The organism is Candidatus Nealsonbacteria bacterium DGGOD1a (assembly GCA_022530585.1).
Taxonomy (GTDB): domain Bacteria; phylum Patescibacteriota; class Minisyncoccia; order Minisyncoccales; family UBA5738; genus UBA5738.
The window spans coordinates 666,188-685,761 of sequence record CP092821.1; the positions used below are offsets into that span (position 1 = coordinate 666,188).

General features: G+C 44.2%; 20 protein-coding genes and 1 tRNA gene. 10 read left to right on the forward strand and 11 right to left on the reverse strand.

Annotated features, from left to right (window positions below; all coding sequences use genetic code 11):
* Positions 1 to 93 precede the first annotated feature (93 nt).
* The 4 genes from L7H18_03250 to thpR form a co-directional block, all read right to left on the reverse strand.
* Positions 94 to 2,889, reverse strand: coding sequence for a hypothetical protein (locus tag L7H18_03250; protein UMX47443.1), 2,796 nt, complete (start codon positions 2,887 to 2,889; stop codon positions 94 to 96).
* An 18-nt stretch (positions 2,890 to 2,907) separates the two neighbouring features.
* On the reverse strand, positions 2,908 to 3,252 hold the full coding sequence (locus tag L7H18_03255; protein UMX47444.1) for a hypothetical protein: 345 nt from the start codon (positions 3,250 to 3,252) through the stop codon (positions 2,908 to 2,910).
* Between the two features lie 34 nt (positions 3,253 to 3,286).
* Positions 3,287 to 4,603 carry a UDP-N-acetylmuramate--L-alanine ligase gene (gene murC, locus L7H18_03260; GenBank protein ID UMX47445.1) on the reverse strand — a complete coding sequence of 439 codons (1,317 nt, stop codon included), beginning with the start codon at positions 4,601 to 4,603 and terminating at the stop codon, positions 3,287 to 3,289.
* A gap of 228 nt (positions 4,604 to 4,831) precedes the next feature.
* Positions 4,832 to 5,419: an RNA 2',3'-cyclic phosphodiesterase gene (thpR, locus tag L7H18_03265; protein UMX47446.1), complete on the reverse strand. Its 588-nt coding sequence runs from the start codon at positions 5,417 to 5,419 to the stop codon at positions 4,832 to 4,834.
* 700 nt (positions 5,420 to 6,119) lie between these two features.
* Between thpR and L7H18_03270 the strand changes: the two genes are divergently transcribed.
* The 3 genes from L7H18_03270 to L7H18_03280 are packed head-to-tail and all read left to right on the forward strand — an operon-like array spanning position 6,120 to position 7,736.
* Positions 6,120 to 6,425 carry a hypothetical protein gene (locus L7H18_03270; GenBank protein ID UMX47447.1) on the forward strand — a complete coding sequence of 102 codons (306 nt, stop codon included), beginning with the start codon at positions 6,120 to 6,122 and terminating at the stop codon, positions 6,423 to 6,425.
* A gap of 10 nt (positions 6,426 to 6,435) precedes the next feature.
* Positions 6,436 to 7,026, forward strand: a complete 591-nt coding sequence (locus L7H18_03275) for a threonylcarbamoyl-AMP synthase (protein ID UMX47448.1) — start codon at positions 6,436 to 6,438, stop codon at positions 7,024 to 7,026.
* A gap of 5 nt (positions 7,027 to 7,031) precedes the next feature.
* On the forward strand, positions 7,032 to 7,736 hold the full coding sequence (locus L7H18_03280; GenBank protein UMX47449.1) for an ANTAR domain-containing protein: 705 nt from the start codon (positions 7,032 to 7,034) through the stop codon (positions 7,734 to 7,736).
* A gap of 50 nt (positions 7,737 to 7,786) precedes the next feature.
* On the opposite strand, the gene L7H18_03285 is transcribed toward L7H18_03280, so the two are convergent.
* Positions 7,787 to 9,979: a beta-propeller domain-containing protein gene (locus tag L7H18_03285; protein UMX47450.1), complete on the reverse strand. Its 2,193-nt coding sequence runs from the start codon at positions 9,977 to 9,979 to the stop codon at positions 7,787 to 7,789.
* 323 nt (positions 9,980 to 10,302) lie between these two features.
* Here L7H18_03285 and glnA point away from each other — a divergent pair, with 323 nt between their 5' ends.
* Entirely contained in the window at positions 10,303 to 11,736 is a 1,434-nt protein-coding gene (glnA, locus tag L7H18_03290) for a type I glutamate--ammonia ligase (protein UMX47451.1), read from the forward strand.
* A 62-nt stretch (positions 11,737 to 11,798) separates the two neighbouring features.
* Here the strand turns inward: glnA and L7H18_03295 are convergent, their stop codons facing one another.
* Both L7H18_03295 and L7H18_03300 read right to left on the reverse strand, forming a co-directional pair.
* Positions 11,799 to 12,359 (reverse strand): CDP-alcohol phosphatidyltransferase family protein, encoded by a 561-nt coding sequence (locus L7H18_03295; GenBank protein UMX47452.1) that lies wholly within the window; start codon positions 12,357 to 12,359, stop codon positions 11,799 to 11,801.
* A 119-nt stretch (positions 12,360 to 12,478) separates the two neighbouring features.
* On the reverse strand, positions 12,479 to 13,597 hold the full coding sequence (locus L7H18_03300) for an inositol-3-phosphate synthase (protein UMX47453.1): 1,119 nt from the start codon (positions 13,595 to 13,597) through the stop codon (positions 12,479 to 12,481).
* Positions 13,598 to 13,699: 102 nt separating this feature from the next.
* Here L7H18_03300 and L7H18_03305 point away from each other — a divergent pair, with 102 nt between their 5' ends.
* The 3 genes from L7H18_03305 (at position 13,700) to L7H18_03315 (ending at position 15,439) form a co-directional block, all read left to right on the forward strand.
* Entirely contained in the window at positions 13,700 to 14,008 is a 309-nt protein-coding gene (locus L7H18_03305) for a PadR family transcriptional regulator (GenBank protein UMX47454.1), read from the forward strand.
* Complete coding sequence (locus L7H18_03310) at positions 13,998 to 14,663, forward strand: hypothetical protein (protein UMX47455.1); 666 nt, start codon at positions 13,998 to 14,000, stop codon at positions 14,661 to 14,663. The genes L7H18_03305 and L7H18_03310 overlap by 11 nt, the downstream gene beginning before the upstream one ends.
* A gap of 215 nt (positions 14,664 to 14,878) precedes the next feature.
* Complete coding sequence (locus L7H18_03315; GenBank protein ID UMX47456.1) at positions 14,879 to 15,439, forward strand: elongation factor P; 561 nt, start codon at positions 14,879 to 14,881, stop codon at positions 15,437 to 15,439.
* A 138-nt stretch (positions 15,440 to 15,577) separates the two neighbouring features.
* Here L7H18_03315 and L7H18_03320 read toward each other — a convergent pair whose 3' ends face one another.
* The 4 genes from L7H18_03320 to L7H18_03335 all read right to left on the reverse strand — a co-directional run bounded on the left by L7H18_03320 (position 15,578) and on the right by L7H18_03335 (position 18,152).
* Positions 15,578 to 15,913 carry a hypothetical protein gene (locus tag L7H18_03320; GenBank protein UMX47457.1) on the reverse strand — a complete coding sequence of 112 codons (336 nt, stop codon included), beginning with the start codon at positions 15,911 to 15,913 and terminating at the stop codon, positions 15,578 to 15,580.
* A gap of 235 nt (positions 15,914 to 16,148) precedes the next feature.
* Complete coding sequence (locus L7H18_03325; protein ID UMX47458.1) at positions 16,149 to 16,676, reverse strand: hypothetical protein; 528 nt, start codon at positions 16,674 to 16,676, stop codon at positions 16,149 to 16,151.
* A gap of 100 nt (positions 16,677 to 16,776) precedes the next feature.
* Entirely contained in the window at positions 16,777 to 17,838 is a 1,062-nt protein-coding gene (locus L7H18_03330; GenBank protein UMX47459.1) for a hypothetical protein, read from the reverse strand.
* Positions 17,839 to 17,969: 131 nt separating this feature from the next.
* On the reverse strand, positions 17,970 to 18,152 hold the full coding sequence (locus L7H18_03335) for a hypothetical protein (protein UMX47460.1): 183 nt from the start codon (positions 18,150 to 18,152) through the stop codon (positions 17,970 to 17,972).
* Between the two features lie 135 nt (positions 18,153 to 18,287).
* Here L7H18_03335 and L7H18_03340 point away from each other — a divergent pair.
* The 3 genes from L7H18_03340 to L7H18_03350 all read left to right on the forward strand — a co-directional run bounded on the left by L7H18_03340 (position 18,288) and on the right by L7H18_03350 (position 19,491).
* Positions 18,288 to 18,362 (forward strand) — tRNA-Glu (locus L7H18_03340).
* A 281-nt stretch (positions 18,363 to 18,643) separates the two neighbouring features.
* The gene (locus L7H18_03345; protein UMX47461.1) at positions 18,644 to 18,841 is read left to right on the forward strand and encodes a helix-turn-helix transcriptional regulator; all 198 of its coding nucleotides are present in this window, start codon (positions 18,644 to 18,646) and stop codon (positions 18,839 to 18,841) included.
* Positions 18,842 to 18,846: 5 nt separating this feature from the next.
* A complete protein-coding gene (locus L7H18_03350; GenBank protein ID UMX47462.1) occupies positions 18,847 to 19,491 on the forward strand; it encodes an NYN domain-containing protein in 645 nt (214 codons plus the stop codon).
* Positions 19,492 to 19,574: the final 83 nt, after the last annotated feature.

Sequence of the window (19,574 nt, forward strand, 5' to 3'; positions counted from 1 at the left end):
TGCTCATGTTTTTACATTTTTATTATAGCTCAATTATCCGCAATCAATCAATAAATCAAGCCGGTTAATTTTATCTTGCGCCATCCAGCCGCCTCAATAACTCCATTCCAATTTCCCCTTGTTCGTGGCGAAATCGAGCAACTTCAAACCGCTGAATGTTTTCAAATTGAGTTTTTTGTTTTTGTATTCCAAAAGCAAGGTTTTATTGTTGCCAAAAAGAGCGACGATAAACGATCCGTCTTTGAGTTTGGCCTGCTGAAGCAAGAACGAAAGCGGGCCGGGTTTGGGCAAGGTTTTGGGGATTGGCGGCAACAATTGCAAACCGGTCAACAACAGCGGCAGTTTGGGAGTGTAGCCATAAAACCAAGCGAGCGCCAACTGGCTGCCGCTCAAATCAACCATTTGGCCGTTGTATGACAATCCTAATAATTGCGCCCGCAAAGATTGCTTGCGATTCTTTTCTTTGAATGACAATTCAACCGTATTCCCGGCTTGATCGGTTGCGATCAAACTGCCATTCTTATCGACAATGGCAATCGTGTTTGAGGCGGAATAATTATCGGCGGCGGAAAATGCCAAATCTTTTTTCGTTTGACTAAAACCAAATTTCAACTCTGGTGAAGTTTTGTCAATAACGAAGCTGATGTTCTTTTCTTCTTCATCATTCCCCAATTTGTCTTTGGCGCGATAGCTTAAAGTATGTTTTCCTTCGTTGACAACCGCAATTGTCGTGGTCGTGCCCAATGTCGTCGTGGCGGCGCCATCCAGCCGGTAATTGATTGAAAGCACTCCCGCCGAATCAGTTCCGGTTTGGGCAAAATCGGTTGCCGACAAAGTTATCGCGGCGTGGTCATTGTAAAATTCTTTTGGCGTTTGGCCGTTAATCAAAACCGTGGTTTGCGGCATAATCGCGTCGCCAACCGCGCCAACCGGAATTTCCACCGAGTCAATCCGTACGCCGTTGGTTTTAATTATTTGAGCGTTACCTTCAATTTCCAAACTGCCGGAAAAATCAGTTGTTACCGGAATATCGGCGAAAACATCGGCCGATACCGCGTTGTCACCTTCAATCTCTTCCTTGATCAGCGTAAAAGTGCCGCTGCCGGTTCCTTGCAAATCAATTTGATATTGCTCGTTATCGGCAGTGGGCAAATAGACAAACTTGCGGTCGCCAACAGTTTCAAAACTCGCTCCGGGAATTTCGTTTTTTAAGCCAACGCCTTCAACCGATTCAATCAAATTGCCAAATTGATCGCTCACTTTGATGGCCAGCGGACTTTCAATTTTAATCGTCGCGCCGTAAAGCCGGCATTGATTGGGGTTATCCGATAATTCCGATTTAGAAATAATTTTGCCGGCCGCGATCGGAATGTCATTGCCCGAAATTATGGAAACTATTTTTTCCTTAATGCCGTCAAAGCTGGGCATTCGGCCGTGTTTAACCTTGGGCGCGTAGAATGTCTTGCTATCGACGGCAAGAAAGCGGTTGGCGGATTCAAGCGGCACCGTGTCATCGCCATTGCTCGGCGCGCCGAAATCATAATTGCTATGGGTGCCGTCGGTATTTTGCCAATCTTCAACCGTACCGAAAGTCGCGGATCTGCAGCCCACGATATTGTAGGAATCAACGCCTTTGGCCCAAAAATTGGCATAGACATAATCACCGTCAAAATCGCTTGAATGTAACGCGGTGGCGTTGTCGATTGCCGTGCCGTTCAAATTGGCGCCCGCCAGATATATTTGCGTTTGGGTGTAATCCAATCTGCTCACATCATTCACGCCGGAAACGCCACTCGGCTTGTAGATATTAACCCAATTGCCCTTATCGGAAAAATACTCTTGGCTGGGAAGCAAATCATAGGCCGCGGGCATATTTTGGACAATCTTTTTCAATTCCTGCGGATTCAATCCGAAAACTCCGAAATCCGTACCGGACAACAGCGCTTTTCCCGCCAGCGGCGCGCCCAAATTAGGCACGCCCACAAATACCATTTTATTGATTTTTAGATTGCTGTTTTCAAGAATATACTTCTTGGCAATCAATCCGCCCAAACTGTGCGCGATCACATCCACCTCGCCCGTGGGTGAAATTTTCGCCAACCGGTCAATCTCAATTTTCAACAAATCACTGTTGGTCAACGGCCGTTGCGAGGTTCCCGCCGACACTGGGTATATCCCGCTGGCGCCATACCGCCAATCATACGGAAAAGTATAAAAAGTTTGCCCCGAACTCCCCTCCGCCGCATCATACCCCTGCGCTTGGAATTCCTTGATGAGTCCATCGGAATAATCATAATTAAATTTTATTATCCCCATCAAATCATAAATTTTTTTGCCTATAACGCCAGCAAGCGATAAATTATTATTAATTGGCAAAAAAACATCGCTTAAACTCAACGAATCCATAAACTCATCAGAATTTACCGGATTGAACATTGCATCATTAATCCAAACAAAATCACCCCCATCTTTGATGTAAGTTCCCAATAACCCCGGCACAAATAAAATTGGCGTTCTTGATAAAATCTGTGGTACATCCCCAATTTTCGCGCTTGCCAAATCATTGGTCCAGACCTCATCAGCGTGGCAAATCACAGCCTCGTTTGGCAAAATAAAACTCGCATCATTGACATCGATTGCCTCATTGGAAACTGATTCAATCCCTACAGTCCAAATTTCATCCGCGTGGCAAACCGTGGCCTCATTGGGCAACAAAAAATTTGCGTTGCCGGAATCAACCGCACCCGCGGGAATTATCCCAACCTCGGCGTCCCAAACTTCATCCGCACCGCTTACGCTAATCATCGGCGACTCATCGGCAAAAATCGACTGCGCCAGCAAGAATGCCGCGGTTGGTATAAACATAAAAAATGAAAAATGAATTTCCATAATTTTTTATTAACCAAATTAACCAATTTGAGGACTTACAATCATATAATAAAGCATTACCCAAAAAAACATAACATTCAAAAAAACAAACAAACAAATCAAAGGAAACAAAATAATAAAAAAAGATATTTTCAATTTTTTATTTATTGATATCTTTTTAATTATTAAAAAAATACCCAACAATCCAACTAAAGGAAACAAAACCATTGAACATGAAAATAAAACATTTAAAAAATGTCCAAAATCAACAAACGGAAGCCATGGAATATCAACTGAATTTCGTACGCCAAACACACGCAAAATTAAAGGTGCCAGAAACATGGCCAAAAATACCGCAAACCAGATTTTTTGATTTTTTGTCATTGCAATTTTTTAAAGGATTAATCTCTTCCGTTTCTCATTTTTTAAAATTTTTTGTCAGTTTTTTCGACAGCTCATAAATGTCGCCCGCGCCCATCACCAAAACTATTTCGCCGCCTTTGATTTCTTTTTTCAATCTTTCAAAAATCTCTTTTGAGGATATATATTCCGCCCGGCCGCCGACGGCTCTTGCCAGTTTTTGGCTGCTGACTTTTTTTTGGATCGCGGCCGATTCGCGGCCCGCGACTTGATAAATATCCGTAATCAAAACTTCATCGAGCGGATTTTTTTTAAAAACATCGACGAATTCGCCAAAAAGCAAATGCGTGCGCCATGCCTGATGCGGCTGGAAAACGCAGACGATTTTCTTCTTGGGCCATTTGGCGCGCGCCGCGGCCATTGTCATCTTAATTTGCGTGGGGTGATGGCCGTAATCGGAAACCACGGTGATTCGTTTGCCCGCGACCATTCCCGGCTCCCGATCAAACCGCCTCCAAGAACCTTTGTATTTCGCCAAAGAATGGAATATTTTTTTATCGGAAATTTTCAACAATCGCCCCACCGCCAGCGCGGCCAATCCGTTTTCGACATTGTGTTCGCCGGGAATTTTCAAAAACGAGCGCAATTTTTTTGATTCCGATTGCGCCAATGAATATTTCTTGATTCCCATTCTATCCGGCTCGATCCGGCCAAGAATCTCGGAAACATTGGCATCGTCGCCGCAAGCCACCAGCGTTCCCGTTTTTGGCAAATGGCGCGCGAATTTTTCAAACGCCGCCATCAATTCAGTTTCGCTTTTGTAGCATTCCATATGATCCATTTCAATATTGGTTATCACGATAATTTCAGGCCAATAATTCAAAAACGACCCATCATATTCGCAGGCCTCAATCACCAAATATTTTGATTTTCCCAAACGAAAATTCGAGTCGCCGAACTCTTTGACTTTGGTGCCCACGATAACCGTGGGATCAAGCCGCGCCGCAATCATCATCAAACCGATAATCGCCGTGGTCGTGCTCTTGCCGTGCGCGCCCGCCACCGCGATCGTTTTATAAAGCTTGGTCAGTTCGCCCAAGGCCTGCGGATAACTTATTGTTTTTATTCCCAACCGCCTCGCTTCCTTCAACTCCGGATTCGTGTCTTTCACCGCCGGACTGTAAATCACCGCGTCCGGCATCAACAATTTTAAACTTTTTTCGCCGGCGTAAATTCGCGCGCCCAGCTTTTTTAATGCCGCGGTGATATCCGAAGATGTTAAATCCGAACCGGAAACCCGCCAGCCCTGCGCCAAATAATAACGCGCCAACGCGGAAACTCCGATGCCGCCGATACCGACAAAATGCACTTTCATAAAAATTTTAAATAAAAATATCAAAAATAAATTGGGTTCTTGCGTCGGGGTATTAACCCCGCCATCAGCCAAAGGATGTTTCCTTTGGACTCCTCATTCTTTTTGTTCCCCGCGGCGAGCTGGCGGGGTATAAAAAGAATAAAAATAACAATTGAAAAATATAAAATTAAAATTTCTTATGGAATTTTTTCTTAATTTTACATTTTGATTTTTAAATTTTAATTTTCTTTAATCTCCCAATTTTAAACTTTCCAAAATCGTGTACGCCGGGCCGCCTTTCTTTAATTGGCTTTCCATGACCTCGATGGATTCAACCATAAATGTCCGGCTGATTTTTTCGTTTATTTCCGGTATCTCTTCCGGTTCCATTTGCGCCAATCCGGCGAGCTGCAACCGCGCCAGAGTGATATGCGGCGCGAAACTGTAAATTTCGCTCTCGCGATACTCGCCGCCGCAAAATTCATAAAGCGAAGTTTCCAAATCTTTTTGCAACGCGCCCAATTCCGGCGAACTGTTCCCAACCGCCCATATCATTTTAGGCGGTTTTTTGGACAAATTCCCCACCGGGCCATACGCCACTTTATCAATGGTCAGATCAAACGGTTCATGGCGCATGGCGATTTCCGCCGCGTTTTTGCATATCTCGCAAACTTCTTCATCGTTGGCGTTGCCTAAAAAATTCAAAGTTATATGCAAACTTTCCATTTTGGTCCAGCGCGCCGGCAATTCGGGCCAGCGATCCTGAAACAAACCCAATTCATTGCGCAATTTATCCGGCAAATTGATTGCGATAAATATCCGATGCAAATTATTCATGGCTGATCAGTAATCTTTGTATTAAATTTAAACCAATTTTACAAAAAATGAAAGCTCTTCGGTTTTATGTTAGAATTTAAAAAGAATGGCTTATCGGACGGCTGCACAAAAACAACAATACGAATTGAATCAAAAATATATTTTTCAAATGTATTTCGTCGTGCGGGGTATGAACCCCGCACGACGACCAAAGGGGGCGCCCCTTTGCAAGAGTACTTGCGGATTACCTTTGGAATCCTCTTGGTGCACCCCGGGGCAAAGCCCCGAGTTATTGCACTCAATAAAAAGGTCTGTTGTCGAATTAGCTTCAACCGCAATTTCCATTTTTCGGTTGCAAAGAATTCATCATTCGTCGCCAGATTTAGCTTAAATATGCCTCCTCATTCTTCATTCTTTTCGCTCGAAAACCGAAAATTTCGTTCTGAAGCCAATTCGGAGACAGACCCTAAAAAATACCGTCAAATTATCAAATATCATTTAATTTGTACCTCTCATATATATGCGAATAGTATTCGTATCATACGAACGCCGCTAAAATTGACAAAAACCCGGTCGAAGGGTAAACATATTATCGTATCAATAAAAAAATACATTGATGTCGGGGTATTAATCCCGCCGTCAACCAAAGGATGTTTCCTTTGGACTCCTCATTCTTTTTGTTCCCCGCGGCGAGCTGGCGGGGTATAAAAAGAATAAAAATATGAAAATAATCGTTAACGGACCATTCAAAAATAATATAAACAACATAATGCGCGATTTGGGATACCATTTCCAAGGCGAAGACCCTACCGCCAAAGAACTGGGGTTCACCCGGCCGAGAATCGGTTACCCGCGGCTCCACTTGTTCATAAAACCGGACAAGGAAAGCGTTGCGTTGAGCCTTCATCTTGACCAGAAAAAACCGGTTTATCAAGGATCGGTGGCGCATTCCGGTGAATATGACGGGCCGGTGGTGGAACGCGAAATGGCGCGCATCGAAAAATACTTGGAAAGCTGCAAACGCTAATTGATCCCATATGGAAATAATCTCGCTGACGCCGAATAATTTTCAAATCGCGGTGGAAACCGCGAATCGACTGATCCAAAAAGGAGGAGTCGTTGTCGTGCCCACCGATACGGTCTACGGTCTGCTGGCGAACGCCGCGAACGAAAACGCGGTAAAAAAAATTTACGCGATCAAAGACCGCCCTCAAGGAAAACCATTACCGGTTTTTGTGAAAAATATGGCAATGGCAAAAAAATTAGCAAAAATATCGGCAAAACAGCAAGAGTTTTTGGAAACCAAATGGCCGGGGAAATTCACCGCGATATTGTTTCGAAAACCGGACGCGAAGATTTTTGGCGCCGACGACAAGACTATCGCGCTGCGCATACCATTTTACGCATTCGCAAATTCTTTGCTGGAAACCGCCAACCAACCGTTGGCGGCCACATCGGCGAATCTTTCCGGACTGCCCGCGGCCACGAAAATCGATGAAGTTCTAAACCAGCTTGCCCGCGCGGCCATTATGCCTGATTTGGTCATCAATGCCGGCGATCTTGATGATTCAAAACCGTCGATCATCGCCGACTTGACTCAACGCGCAATCAAAACAGTGCGCGAATGAAACATATGGAGAAAAGACCTGCAATCAAAAAAAATCAAGAATTGAAAATACTCCGGGAAATCATTGAAACAATCAGTTACAATCTTGATCTGAAGGAAGTTTTGAACCGCATCGTAAAAATCGTGAGCGGCGTGACTAAAGCCGATTCTTGTTTTTTGTACCTGATCGATGGCGGCGATCTGGTTTTGCGCGCGTCCCTCAACCCCAAACCGCTGGAAATCGGCAGCATCAAACTGAAACTCAACGAAGGCATAACCGGCTGGGTGGCGCGCAACAAACTCACCGTCGCGATCGCAAAAGAAGCTTACAATGACCAACGATTTAAATTCGTCAACAGCCTGCCCGAAGACAGATTCGAGGGATTCCTGTCGGTACCGATAATTTACCGCGACAAAGTTTTGGGCGTGATCAATGTCCAGCATTCCAAACCGCGCGCCTATTCAAAAACCGAGACGGTCTTATTCGAATTGGTGGCCAAAGCCGTTGGGGGCGCGATTGAAAATGCCCTGCTCTTTTCGGAAAAAGAAGCGTTAAAGGAAGCGCTGGAAACCCGCAAAGTGATCGAAAAGGCCAAAGGAATCCTGATGAAAGAGTTTTCCATCACCGAAAACGACGCCTATAAATTACTGCATAAAAAATCAATGGATAAACGCCTGTCAATGAAAGAAATCTCAAACGCGATTATTATTTCCGCTGAATTTAAAAAATAATTTTCCAAACAAAAAACCGCGGCGGCGGTTTTTTTGTTTGTCGCGAATCTCTAAAAATTGAATTCTTTCACCTTTTCCCAAGTGTTTTCGTCGAGTACCGCGATCTTGTTGCCGCCGATCATATAAAGATAATCATTGATGTAGATCGCCCGATTGGGATTGATACCGCTTACCGCCTTAAGCAAGGAAAGTTTATCGTTCAGATATGAGAATACATAACCGCCGTTGCTTCCCGGCATAAAAAATATGCCGTGTTTGCCGTCCATCAAAAACGCATGATGGTTGCTAACGGCCTCCGACCAATATTCTTTAAGCGAATATTTATCCATTTCCGCGGGATGGGCCGGATCGCTGACATTAAAATAAGAAATTTTAACATTGGAATCTTCCATGCCAATGCCGATAATTCTGTCTTTATTCACCGGGTGCAAATATCCCGAATATCCGGGAATCTTGAGCTCTCCGGCAAGTTTGGGATTTTTCGGGTCCTTTAAATCAATAACATAAAACGGATCGGTTTGGCGGAAAGTGACAATGTAACCCTTGTCTTCAATGAACCGGGCCGAATATATCTTTTCCGTCTTGCCCAGATCAAGCGCCGAACCGCTGATTTTCATTTCCGGGTCAAGGACATAGACATCATTGGCGGTTTCGCTGCGCATAAACCATGAGCTGCCGACCGTGGTGGCTATCCTCAAGTTACCATTATATTCGTCAAGAGAAAACTGGTTTAACGGCTGACCCGGAACCGATCCGGCGGCATAAAATTTCAAATCCCCCAAACCGATCTTGGCGACAACCGTTTTGTCAAAATTCCTTAAGCGCGTTTTGCGATATTCCGCCAGACGGTTTTGCATTTCATTTTCGAACCTCAAGCGATTGTCGGAGCTCAATCCGTTTTCGTAATTATTCAAGATCGTGTCCAACTCAACCATTTTGGCCGATGAACCGATATCGTAACTTTCAAGTTTTACGATTTGATCGACCAACGAAGCGCTCACCAAATCCTTCATGTTTTCCTTGATCAAACCCGCATGGATATCAAACTCGCTTTCATAGGCCGGATATGTAATGAAAAGATTCTCCGGCGACATATAAATAACCGACGAATCGCCCAAACCGGCAAACGAAGTTTTTTGCTCCACCGCGCCATTCGCCGCGTTAATGACAAAAACGCTAAAAATGGCATTGGTCGGAAGAACCCGCTCCGGATGGTAAATTGAATCGCAAGCAATCGAAACCCCAACACCGCCGATCGTCAACGGCCTTATCGGACAAATATCGGTTGTGCCGATAGTGGTTTTCGCCACCATATAAATCTTGCCGTTGCGCAACCGCGAACCGATGATTGAAGCATTGCCTTCGGGTTTTATGTTCCATGTTTCAATTGGATTCTCCGGATCCGCGACATTATAACCGGTTACCCCGCCGTCACCGAAAACCGCCAAAACATTGTTGAATAATAACAAATCGCCGGATTTCTTAATGTTTGCGTCAACCGCCATATCATTCAGCGGCAGGGCTTTTATGGCTTTGGTGTTTGCCGACTGGCAATCATAACAGCGCGAAACATTGTCGGTTGCGGAAATCCCGCCGCCCGCGCCCCACCAATAAATCGGGCTCGACCCGGAATAATAAATCTCTTTACCGTCTGTTTTTACGATATCCGGTTCATCGATTCCCGCCACTTGCACATTGGTGGCTGACGCGCGATCTGTCAAAACGGCTCCGGCGGCGGTTGGAGCGGAAATACTTTTCGCACTACCCCCGGCATTCGACCCCAAACCGTCCATCGCAGTCGCCATCCCCGATCCGCCGCCCAAGGAATTCCGGCTGTGGTTGTCGCTTGTTTCTTGGATTGCTTTTTGAAAATAAATCTTGAAATCCGCGGCGGCGACAAATGTTTTAAAGCCTTCCGAACCGGTGCCGACGGGCGCCGAATTATTTCGGAGATTGGCGATTCCCTGCGGCCCGACTTTCAAGCCGTTCCAACCGCCATACCACGAAGAATAAAATGCCTTTACGGCACCGATTGTCTGCGCGCCGTAATACCCGGTGGCTCCGGCCGGAATACCAAATCCCGCATCGATCAAACACGATTGCAAATTAACCACCGCGTCGCTTTTTTGATAAGCCGCGACCGCCTCCAGCTTGGAAGGATCGCATCCTGCCGCGCCGGCCAAAGCAAATCCCATGAACGCGATCGTTAAAGACAGCGCGAAAACAATTGGCAATTTATTCATTTTTTTGTTTTATTTTAATTATTTATTTGTCTGTTTATCAAATTATAACATCTTGGGCCTTAGGAAGAAATAACTTATTACACGAAAGAATTATGCTTTGACTTATTTGATTAAATGCGGTAAATTATTAACATTAAGCACAACGAAGTGCTTTCAAACAAGACAATGGCGTCTCCGAACCGAATTCGGGGATTTTTGTTAAATTAAAATATAAAAATCAAAGATCAAAATGACAATGCAAAATTTAAAAATTTATAAATTATAAAATTTTGAATTTTTAATTGTATTTTTTCATTTTGATTTTTAAATTTTTAATTTGGAATATGGAAGCAAAAGAAATAGTTGAGTTATGCGAAAAAGCCGGCGCCAAAATGATTGATTTGAAGTTTTGCGATCTTCCCGGCGCGTGGCAGCATTTTACGGTGCCGCTGGACCAATTCAACGAGAAGGTTTTTTCCGAAGGCATCGGTTTTGACGGATCGTCGATCCGCGGTTTCAAGAACATCGAAGAAAGCGATATGGTACTCGCGCCTGACGCCAAATCATTCGTTATCGATATGTTTGCCAAAGAACCGGTCGGCAGTTTGATTTGCGATGTTTACGAGCCCCCCGTTTCCGCCAAGGAATCCGGCGGAACGAAAGATCGCAAAACCCGATTCGGCAACGACCCGCGCGCGATCGCGCAACAAGCCCAAGAGTACTTAAAAAAAACCGGCGTTGCCGACACCGCCTATTATGGCCCGGAAGCGGAATTTTTTATTTTCGACCGCGTTGAATTTGCCAACGGCCAAAATCACGCTTTTCACCGGATCGAATCCGGTGAAGCCAACTGGAGCGATAATGGCGAAGACAACGGTTCGGGGTATAAAATTCGTAACAAAGAAGGTTATTTTCCGATGCCGCCAACCGATCAAACCGCGGATATCCGCCGCGACATGGTGGCGGAGCTGAAACGCCTGGGCATTGAAGTCGAAAAAGAACACCATGAAGTCGCCACCGCGGGGCAAGCTGAAATCGATATAAAATACGACTCCTTGCTGTCGCAAGCCGATAAAATAATGATGTTCAAATACGCGGTAAAAAATGTCGCCCGGCGCGCCGGCAAAACCGCCACATTTATGCCCAAGCCCTTGTTTGGCGACAATGGTTCGGGAATGCATACTCATATTTCTCTATGGAAAGATTCTGAAGCCTTATTCTTTGACGCCAACGGCTATGCCGGCTTGAGCCAAACCGCGCTATGGTTTATCGGCGGATTGTTAGCGCACGGAAGATCGCTGATGGCGTTTTGCGCGCCCTCGACCAATTCCTATAAACGGCTCGTACCCGGATTTGAAGCGCCCACAAACTTGGCATATTCGGCCCGCAATCGTTCCGCGGCCATCCGCATCCCGATGTACAGCGGCGCGCCCGCCTCAAAACGCATCGAATTTCGGCCGGCCGACGCTTCCTGCAATCCTTATCTGGCATTTTCGGCCATGCTAATGGCCGGCTTGGACGGTATTGCCAATAAAGTTGATCCGGGCAAACCCGCCAACGGCAATATATATAAAAACCGCGATTCAATTTCGCAAGTTCCCGCATCGCTGGAAGAAAGCTTGGCGGCATTGGAAAAAGACCGCGAATATCTATTCGCCGGTAATGTTTTTTCAAAAACCATTGTTGAAAGTTGGATCAGCCACAAAAAAACCGCCGAATATGATATTGTGCGCACCCGGCCGACTCCGATTGAATTTGAACTTTATTACGACATCTAAAAAAACCGGATAAAAACAAAAAAACGGCAAACTGCCGTTTTTTGTTTGATGCGGCCGCGCGGTTATTTCAATAACAATGCTTTCTTGATTCTTTGCGCGGCGGTAACATTCGTTAAAATCGCCAGCGCTGCCAGCAAAAATGACGCCAGCGCCGGATAATAATTCAAGGACGCGATAACCACCGCGAAAATTATCAGCCGTTCGGCGCGCGACAACAAGCCACCCTTTAGCTCCAAGTCGCTTAAACCTTTTTCTTTGGCCGCGGCTTTGGCATAAGTGGTCATCATCGACCCGAAAAGAACTAAAAATATCCACGCCGGCGCCGGCATAAAAAAAACCGGCAATTCAACAAACAAAAATCCGAAAAGCAGTGTCGCTTCCACATAGCGATCGGCAATTGTATCCCAATAGGCCCCCTTTTTGTTGGCCAAATTTTTCGCGCGCGCCACCGCGCCATCAATAAAATCAAGAGTGGCGGCAACGGCAAAAAGCGCCAGCGCGACCCAATAGCCGCCGATGATCAAAAAACAAAGCGCCGCAAAAGCGGCGGCAACGGAGCAAGCCGTGTATTGGTTGGGAGTAAGGGGTAAGCGGGCGAAAATACCGGCAACTCTGTTTTCCAAACCCTTAAATTGATTGCGGTAAAGATCAAGCATCGGTGATTTAAGATTTAAGATTTAAGATTTAAGATTTAAGATTTAAATTCATAAATCTTATTTCATAAATCATAAATCGTGAGTTGTTAGCGATCGCGCTTTCCCGCGATGAATTCCTCCACCATTTCATACGCTTGGCTGTCGGTAAACTGCGCCGGCGGATGTTTCATAAAATATGACGAAGGGCTTGTGAGCGGTCCGCCGATTCCCCGTTCTTTGGCCAACTTTACCATGCGCACGGCGTCGATGACCACGCCCGCGGAATTGGGCGAATCTTCCACGCTCAAACGCAATTCTATTTCCACCGGAACATCGCCGAATTTGCGGCCCTCCATGCGAATAAAGCAAATTTTATTGTCTTTCAAAAACGGCACCCAATCCGACGGCCCGATATGGAGATTATCATAACTTAATCGTTTGCCCAACTGCGACTCCACGCTTTCGGTTTTGGAAATTTTCTTTGATTTCAGACGGTCGCGCGACAACATATTCAAAAAATCCGTATTGCCGCCAAAATTAAGCTGGTAAGAACGATCGATCGTCACTCCCCGCTTGGTAAACAAATTACTCAATGCGCGATGCACGATCGTGGCGCCGATTTGCGACTTGATATCGTCGCCAATGCAGGGAATTCCGGCTTTGGCGAATTTTTCTCCCCAAACATTATCCGAAACTATGAATATGGGCATACAATTCACGAATCCGCAACCCGCATCCAACGCGGCTTGAGCGTAATATTCGGCCGCCTTTTGCGATCCCACCGGCATATAGCTGACCAAAACATCGGCTTTGGCTTTTTTCAATTCATCGGCCACATCAACCGCGGGCAAATCCGCCACCGAAAAAGTTTGGTCTTCGGGATAATCCTTCATATGATCGGCCACCCCGTCAAAAACCGGCCCCATTTGCACTTTAACCTCCAAATCGGGAACTTCTTTGCAAAAAACCTTGGTGCAGTTGGGCAAAGCGAAAATCGCTTTGGCAATATCGCGCCCCACCTTGCGCTTATCCACATCAAACGCCGCCACGATTTCGATATCGCGCGGAGCGTAATCCCCGACCACATTGTGCATCAACCCCGGAACCGGATCGTCATCGGCGCCAATATTTTTATAATAGGTTATCCCCTGCACCAAACTGGAACAGCAGTTGCCGATGCCGGCAATCGCCAAACGGATTTTTTTTCTTTGGTTTGTTTCTGCCATATTTTTTGTTAAAATGAATTATGGTATGTTTTACATTATGTAACTATTTTACCATCGTAAAATAACAAGTCAAGTATAAGAAAGTTTTCATCAATATAACATATGTTGCCCATCCAGCGCCTGAATAAATCCAATACCACCGACAACCTTTGGCTGTATATTCTGGCCATCCTTGACAAACAACCGCTTTACGGCTGGGAAATTCCCGCGCTGATAGAAAAAGAATTCGGTTTCCGGCCGGGCAAGATCACCCCCTACCGCGTTTTTTACCGCCTGGAAATTGATGGATTCGTGAAAAGCGAAATGAACAAGCGCCGCCGGATATATGAAATCACTTCCAAAGGCAAGGAAGAATTAAAGAAAGCGAAAATTTTTTATCAAAATATCCTGAACCAAATAAATGGACAATAAAATCATTTCCGACAAATTAACCCAAATCGCCGATCTGCTGGAAATCAAGAGCGACAAACCGTTCCGCATCCGCGCCTATCGCAAAGCCGCGGCGGCGTTGGCGTCTTGCGAAACCGATATCGCCCAAACATACAAGAAAAATAAAACCATACCCAAAATCAACGGCATTGGAAAAAGCATCGGCGAAAAAGTAACGGAATTGTTGAAAACCAAAAAAATAAAATATCTGGAAAAATTAAAAGAAGACACCGCCATCCGCCAAATCGTCACTTATTTTTTTGAAACCAAAGGCGTGGGATTGGACGAACTCAAGCGCGACGCGCGCAAACGGGATATTGTTTATTCGCGCTATACAAAACCGGCAAAACAATTGATCGAACTGGCCGGTTCGCTTGAAAAAGCCAAAAGCGCGATAAAAATCGTGGCCGATTGGGCCAATTCGCGGAAATTGGACTACACCATTGAAACAGTTTTTAAAAAATGGCTGGAATTGGATAAATTAAAACCCAAAGAGATCGTCAAAAAACCGTTCTACCGCGACGACCCCATGATTTGGTCGGAAAACCGCAAAAAATGGTTCGTCGTCACTTCCGGCGGCGAATGGCTTGAATATTGCGACAAAATCGAAAAAATCGAGTGGCGGATCGTCGAATAGCGCGCGCTTTCTTGACTTAAAACTAAAAATAAGGCAAAAATAGTTATATAATTGTTTAAATTCGAAGTACGAAGCTCGAATATTCGAAACAATGTTCAAAATTCGAATTTTCAAACGAACGAAACGGGAACTTGATTCCGTTTTGAACATTCGAATTTTGGTCATTTAAATTTGTTTCGGATTTCGAATATTCGGATTTCGGATTTTATGAAGATATGCTGAATTATTTTGATTTGCGCAAAGGCGTACTGTTTATTTTGGACGGCCAGCCTTACGAAGTGCTGGAATTCCAGCAGATTATCAAAGCGCAAGACGCCACGGTTATCCGCACCAAGGTCAAAAATTTGATTACCGGAAAAATCGTGGACCGCACTTTCCATAAAGGCGACTCTTTCGAAGAAACCGAAAGCGAGAGAGCGCAAGTGAAATTTATTTACAATAATCGCGGAAAATTTATTTTTTGCCGGGAAAACGATTCTTCAAAAAGGTTTGAATTGCCCGAAGAAAAGATCGGGGCCGGCGCCAAATTCCTGGTACCCAACACAATTCTTGACGGCGTGGTCTATGAAGATGAAGTAATCAGCGTCACCCTGCCCATCAAAGTCCAGTTGAGGGTTAAAGAAGCGGCTCCGGGAGTTAAGGGAAATCGGTCGCAATCCGGCACCAAAGCCGTGGTTCTGGAAACCGGCGCCACCATTCAAGCTCCGCTGTTCGTGGAACAGGGAGATGTGCTGGAAATCAACACGGAAACCGGAGAATATACGAAAAGAATATAAACGCCGAAATCATATCATCCAAACAAAAAAGCGCGGCCGCGCTTTTTTGTTTGAAACCAACGATAAATTGGGTTCTTGCGTCGGGGTATTAACCCCGCCGCAACCAGAGCATGTTTCCTCGAAGATTACTTCCGATTACTAAAAATTTTCCTCGTCAAAATTTTTTGATTTTTTTTCTTTTTTGGGCGGTTTTTTCCGTTCCTGATCCGCTTCTCGGTCTTGCATTTTATTTTTAAGCCCGATCAGCTTTTCAAGCAAGGCGACAATCCCCGCGATGCCGACGGAAAAACTTGAAATTTTGTTTTTGACTTCCGCTACCGCGTTTTTCGCCTCGATGACGGTGTTTTTTATTTCCATCTCAATAGATATGGCTTTACGCATAATCATAACCGTGAAAAATAAAATTACCGCCAAAATCGCGATAGACAAAAAGAAAAATATCGAACCCAGAAAATAAAAAATTGTTTCGATCATAATAATTGGTTATTGCAATTATATTTTGACGCAATTAAATCTTGCCGTCAAGCAAAATTTACCGCGATCGGGATATTGCCGAGGCTTGAATCAATCGAAAATCTTGAAAGAATATTTTTCTTTGCAATTTATAGGTATGTCCGCGCAATCAATGATATTTTTTGTCTTTGCCGGAACTGATTTTCAGGTCTTGTTTCGCGTATTATAAAAAAACAAATTGAATGAATTCCGCCGCTTATATTTTTTTCAAGAACGACTCCATCGGCATTGATTTTTCCAGCAATTTTGATTTTAATTCGCAATATCTTTTAACCATGCCTCCGTTAGTTATCAAGATATCGCCTGAAAATTTTCCCGCCTTGTCATAGTTGAAAATCAGCAAATTCTGATCGTCGAAAAGCCAAAAATCCTTGGGATCGAATCCGTACGCGGCGATAATCTCCCGGTAATCATTTTCGTTCAAAAATAAAACCTGTTCGCCGTTCTTGTCGGGATTTTTCCGCCAGCGGCTGATTTCAAATTTTATGTAATCCGGCAAAGTTTTCGGCGCCACGCGCACGCGCTGGACGACAACTCCTTTTTGCGAGGCTTTCTTCAGCGATGCCTGCCATCCGCGCCATTCTTTGTTTTTCCCTGAATCGGTATCGTTCTGCTTCCATTTGGCGATATCTTCCTGTTCTCCGGACAAACGGTATTCAACCCGGCCTTCAAGCCGAAAAATGTTTTTTTTGGCGTTCCTCCAATTTTTATCAAAATTATTCATTGGTAGTATATATGTTAAAAGAAGCGCCAAAAAGGGCTCTCCTGTACCAAGGATAGCCCTTTTTGGCGAAAAATGCAACCGTTTAACGATAATCGCCCGATTATCGGTTCTGCCAGATGCGCCTGGCCAGCTTCCAGCCATACTTGGCGACAATCAGCAAAATGAACGCGTAAATGGCATACTGCAACAAGATAAACATAAATCCAATCAGATTAATGCTGATATTTTGGATGGTTTGGTTGATCTCGGCGATTAAAACCTTAAGAGCCAGATTCCACGAGTCTCCCAGATTTTGAAAGTCGATAAACGCGCCGTTAACGATGTTCACGGAAAAATAAGTGTAATTCAAGCGGTCAACCTGCTCGGCCTTCCCGCGGCGGATTTGTTCCAGCTGGGAGTTAATGCTGATCCGCTGCTGCGTCAACCTCTCAATTGTGTTTATTTTACTATCGATGACTTTCGCCAAAGTTTCGATGTCCTTAGCGCCGGCCGCGGCTTGCGTTACATCATCGTAGGCACCCGTCGCGTTGTTGAGAGTTTCATCGATTGACGCCAACTTCTTCTGCAAAATATCGATCCGGCTGGTATAATCATCAACCTGCCGCTGAATGGTGTAAGTGCTTCCGGATAATTCTTTGGGATCCATTTCTTTGATCAATGCCAGTATCTCATCGGTTTTGGCGCGATTGACCTTGAACGAATAACTGCAACCGTTGCGATATTCGCGGGCACTTTCAAAAATAACATCCTCCCGCGACTTTAATCCGCCGATGGCGGCGCAAGATTTTTCCAGCTGGCCGGTCTCAATGCTGGCATTATAATCGGTAACTTCATATTTTTCCGCTTGATTTCCGATTGCATACCCATTGTCGATATATGAGTCGTCACCGTCCGAAGAAGCCGCGTTCCTCGACGATAATCCGGCTGATTTGAAAATTTCTGATTCCGCCGGCATCGGCGCAGCCGCATTTTCCAAATAACCGGAATCATAATTCGCCATTTTCGAATAGCCGCCGATCGATTGCGTTTTTCCCGAATACGAGCCGAATAGCGATCCCAGAAAAACAAACACCGCGTAAAGAATAATTGCTCCCAAAACCGCCAAACCGCCGATCTTTAAAACCGGTTTGACCCAAAGATTGATTTTTTCCATTATTGCCATATTTATATTTTACTTTAATATATTTATATTCTATCATCGCAATTCCAATGTTTGCAAATTGCGAATTGAGTATTGAGTTTTCCGCGGCGCGCATCGAAAAACCCCGCGGCGGCGGGGTTTAACTTCAAAAATCAAAATTCTGCCTTCTCTTCGCTTTTCTTCACGCGATTTTTGCAACCGCAAACGCACTCATCGCCGCATTTACAACAGTGGTAGCAAAGCGTGGGATTGCAGGAACAAGCGTCCTGCTCATTCTCCAAAGGCATACGGCACCCCTTGCACTTGTCAAACTCTTGGTTCGGATCAGTAAACATATTTTTGTGATTACTTTACACGGACCTTTCACCTATATTTTGGCAAATAACTTGCGAATTGGCAAAGCTATTCTACCTTTTCCATGGCAAAACTGGAAAAAAATGCGGAATTTTGCTATGGTATATTTGTTTTGAGGCCCCATCGTCTAGCGGTTAGGACACTTGGTTCTCAACCAAGGAACACCGGTCCGACTCCGGTTGGGGCCGCCAAATTGCATATACGCCATTTTCCATACCGACCGCGGCTTCACCGCGGTTTTTCGGTTATCTTTTCGATAAGCCTCCCCCTCCCTCCCTGTGGGAGCGTTCCCGTAATTTGAAAATCCGGACTTTAATTCTCATTATTTGATAATCATTGCCATCCGTGGATTTACGAGCACATAAATAGAATTTTTGTATAGACATAGGCTTACGATGTGATAAACTAAATTTTAATAGCAGAAATAAAGTTGCCTATTGTTAATTAAAATTCTACTACTATAATTTAGTATATGTTAAACCTTGCCGACAATTTAAAACGCCTTAGAAAGGCTAAAAATCTAACCCAAGAAAAACTGGCGCGTCTTGCCGATTTAACCAATAACACAATAATCAAAATCGAAGCCGGTAAAAATCAGAATCCAACACTTGCTACCCTCAAAAGCATTTCCAAGGCCCTTGATATAAGTGTGAATGAGTTAATAAAATAAATTTTATGGGAAATAATTATTTTGAAAAATTAAAATCATCAGTAAGGGGAAAAGTTGCGATATTTATCGATGCTGCAAATTTAGAACAGTCTGTAAGGAAAATGTGGGTAAATCCAAAAGATATTCCGGATAATTTAAAAAACCTTACCACAAGCGAGTTGCGCTGGTCTGTCGATTATAAAAAAGTAAAAGATTTTTTTGAAAGTATCGGCAAAGTGCAATCAATACGATTTTATTCTGCCAATTTTGGATCAGAAAACCATTTCGGTTTTCTGTTTTTCTTACGAAAAGGGTTAAAATTTATTTTGAACACAAAACCTTTAAAATGTTATTCTGACGATACAGACGATAATCATCATCGTAAGGCAAATTTTGATGTTGAAATTGCAACAGATGCCATGTTTTATATGAATAAATATGATACTTTTATCCTATTTTCCGGTGATTGCGATTTTGAATATCTGCTTAAATTTCTGCGAGGGCATGGCAAAATCACAATTGTTTTTTCTCGAAGCGGTAATGTGGCAAAAGAGCTACCACCAGCTTGTCACCAATACTTTGATATAATAGATTTTAGAGCAGAAATTTTAAAAGTTGCTCAAAAAGCGAAGAACCCCGCACCAGACACTGGTACGGGGCCCCGCAATTGATATCATTTGGCACTACTGCCATATGTACTAGTATGTTAATCTATCAAAAAAGTTATGTCAAATTTTACCCACTAATTTTACCC

Bases quoted from the DNA above. Each gene is read 5' to 3' on its own strand.
- L7H18_03250 (UMX47443.1), bottom strand. From the start codon at position 2,889: ATGGAAATTCATTTTTCATTTTTTATGTTTATACCAACCGCGGCATTC.
- L7H18_03255 (UMX47444.1), bottom strand. From the start codon at position 3,252: ATGACAAAAAATCAAAAAATCTGGTTTGCGGTATTTTTGGCCATGTTT.
- murC (UMX47445.1), bottom strand. From the start codon at position 4,603: ATGAAAGTGCATTTTGTCGGTATCGGCGGCATCGGAGTTTCCGCGTTG.
- thpR (UMX47446.1), bottom strand. From the start codon at position 5,419: ATGAATAATTTGCATCGGATATTTATCGCAATCAATTTGCCGGATAAA.
- L7H18_03270 (UMX47447.1), top strand. From the start codon at position 6,120: ATGAAAATAATCGTTAACGGACCATTCAAAAATAATATAAACAACATA.
- L7H18_03275 (UMX47448.1), top strand. From the start codon at position 6,436: ATGGAAATAATCTCGCTGACGCCGAATAATTTTCAAATCGCGGTGGAA.
- L7H18_03280 (UMX47449.1), top strand. From the start codon at position 7,032: ATGGAGAAAAGACCTGCAATCAAAAAAAATCAAGAATTGAAAATACTC.
- L7H18_03285 (UMX47450.1), bottom strand. From the start codon at position 9,979: ATGAATAAATTGCCAATTGTTTTCGCGCTGTCTTTAACGATCGCGTTC.
- glnA (UMX47451.1), top strand. From the start codon at position 10,303: ATGGAAGCAAAAGAAATAGTTGAGTTATGCGAAAAAGCCGGCGCCAAA.
- L7H18_03300 (UMX47453.1), bottom strand. From the start codon at position 13,597: ATGGCAGAAACAAACCAAAGAAAAAAAATCCGTTTGGCGATTGCCGGC.
- L7H18_03305 (UMX47454.1), top strand. From the start codon at position 13,700: ATGTTGCCCATCCAGCGCCTGAATAAATCCAATACCACCGACAACCTT.
- L7H18_03310 (UMX47455.1), top strand. From the start codon at position 13,998: ATGGACAATAAAATCATTTCCGACAAATTAACCCAAATCGCCGATCTG.
- L7H18_03315 (UMX47456.1), top strand. From the start codon at position 14,879: ATGCTGAATTATTTTGATTTGCGCAAAGGCGTACTGTTTATTTTGGAC.
- L7H18_03320 (UMX47457.1), bottom strand. From the start codon at position 15,913: ATGATCGAAACAATTTTTTATTTTCTGGGTTCGATATTTTTCTTTTTG.
- L7H18_03325 (UMX47458.1), bottom strand. From the start codon at position 16,676: ATGAATAATTTTGATAAAAATTGGAGGAACGCCAAAAAAAACATTTTT.
- L7H18_03330 (UMX47459.1), bottom strand. From the start codon at position 17,838: ATGGCAATAATGGAAAAAATCAATCTTTGGGTCAAACCGGTTTTAAAG.
- L7H18_03335 (UMX47460.1), bottom strand. From the start codon at position 18,152: ATGTTTACTGATCCGAACCAAGAGTTTGACAAGTGCAAGGGGTGCCGT.
- L7H18_03345 (UMX47461.1), top strand. From the start codon at position 18,644: ATGTTAAACCTTGCCGACAATTTAAAACGCCTTAGAAAGGCTAAAAAT.
- L7H18_03350 (UMX47462.1), top strand. From the start codon at position 18,847: ATGGGAAATAATTATTTTGAAAAATTAAAATCATCAGTAAGGGGAAAA.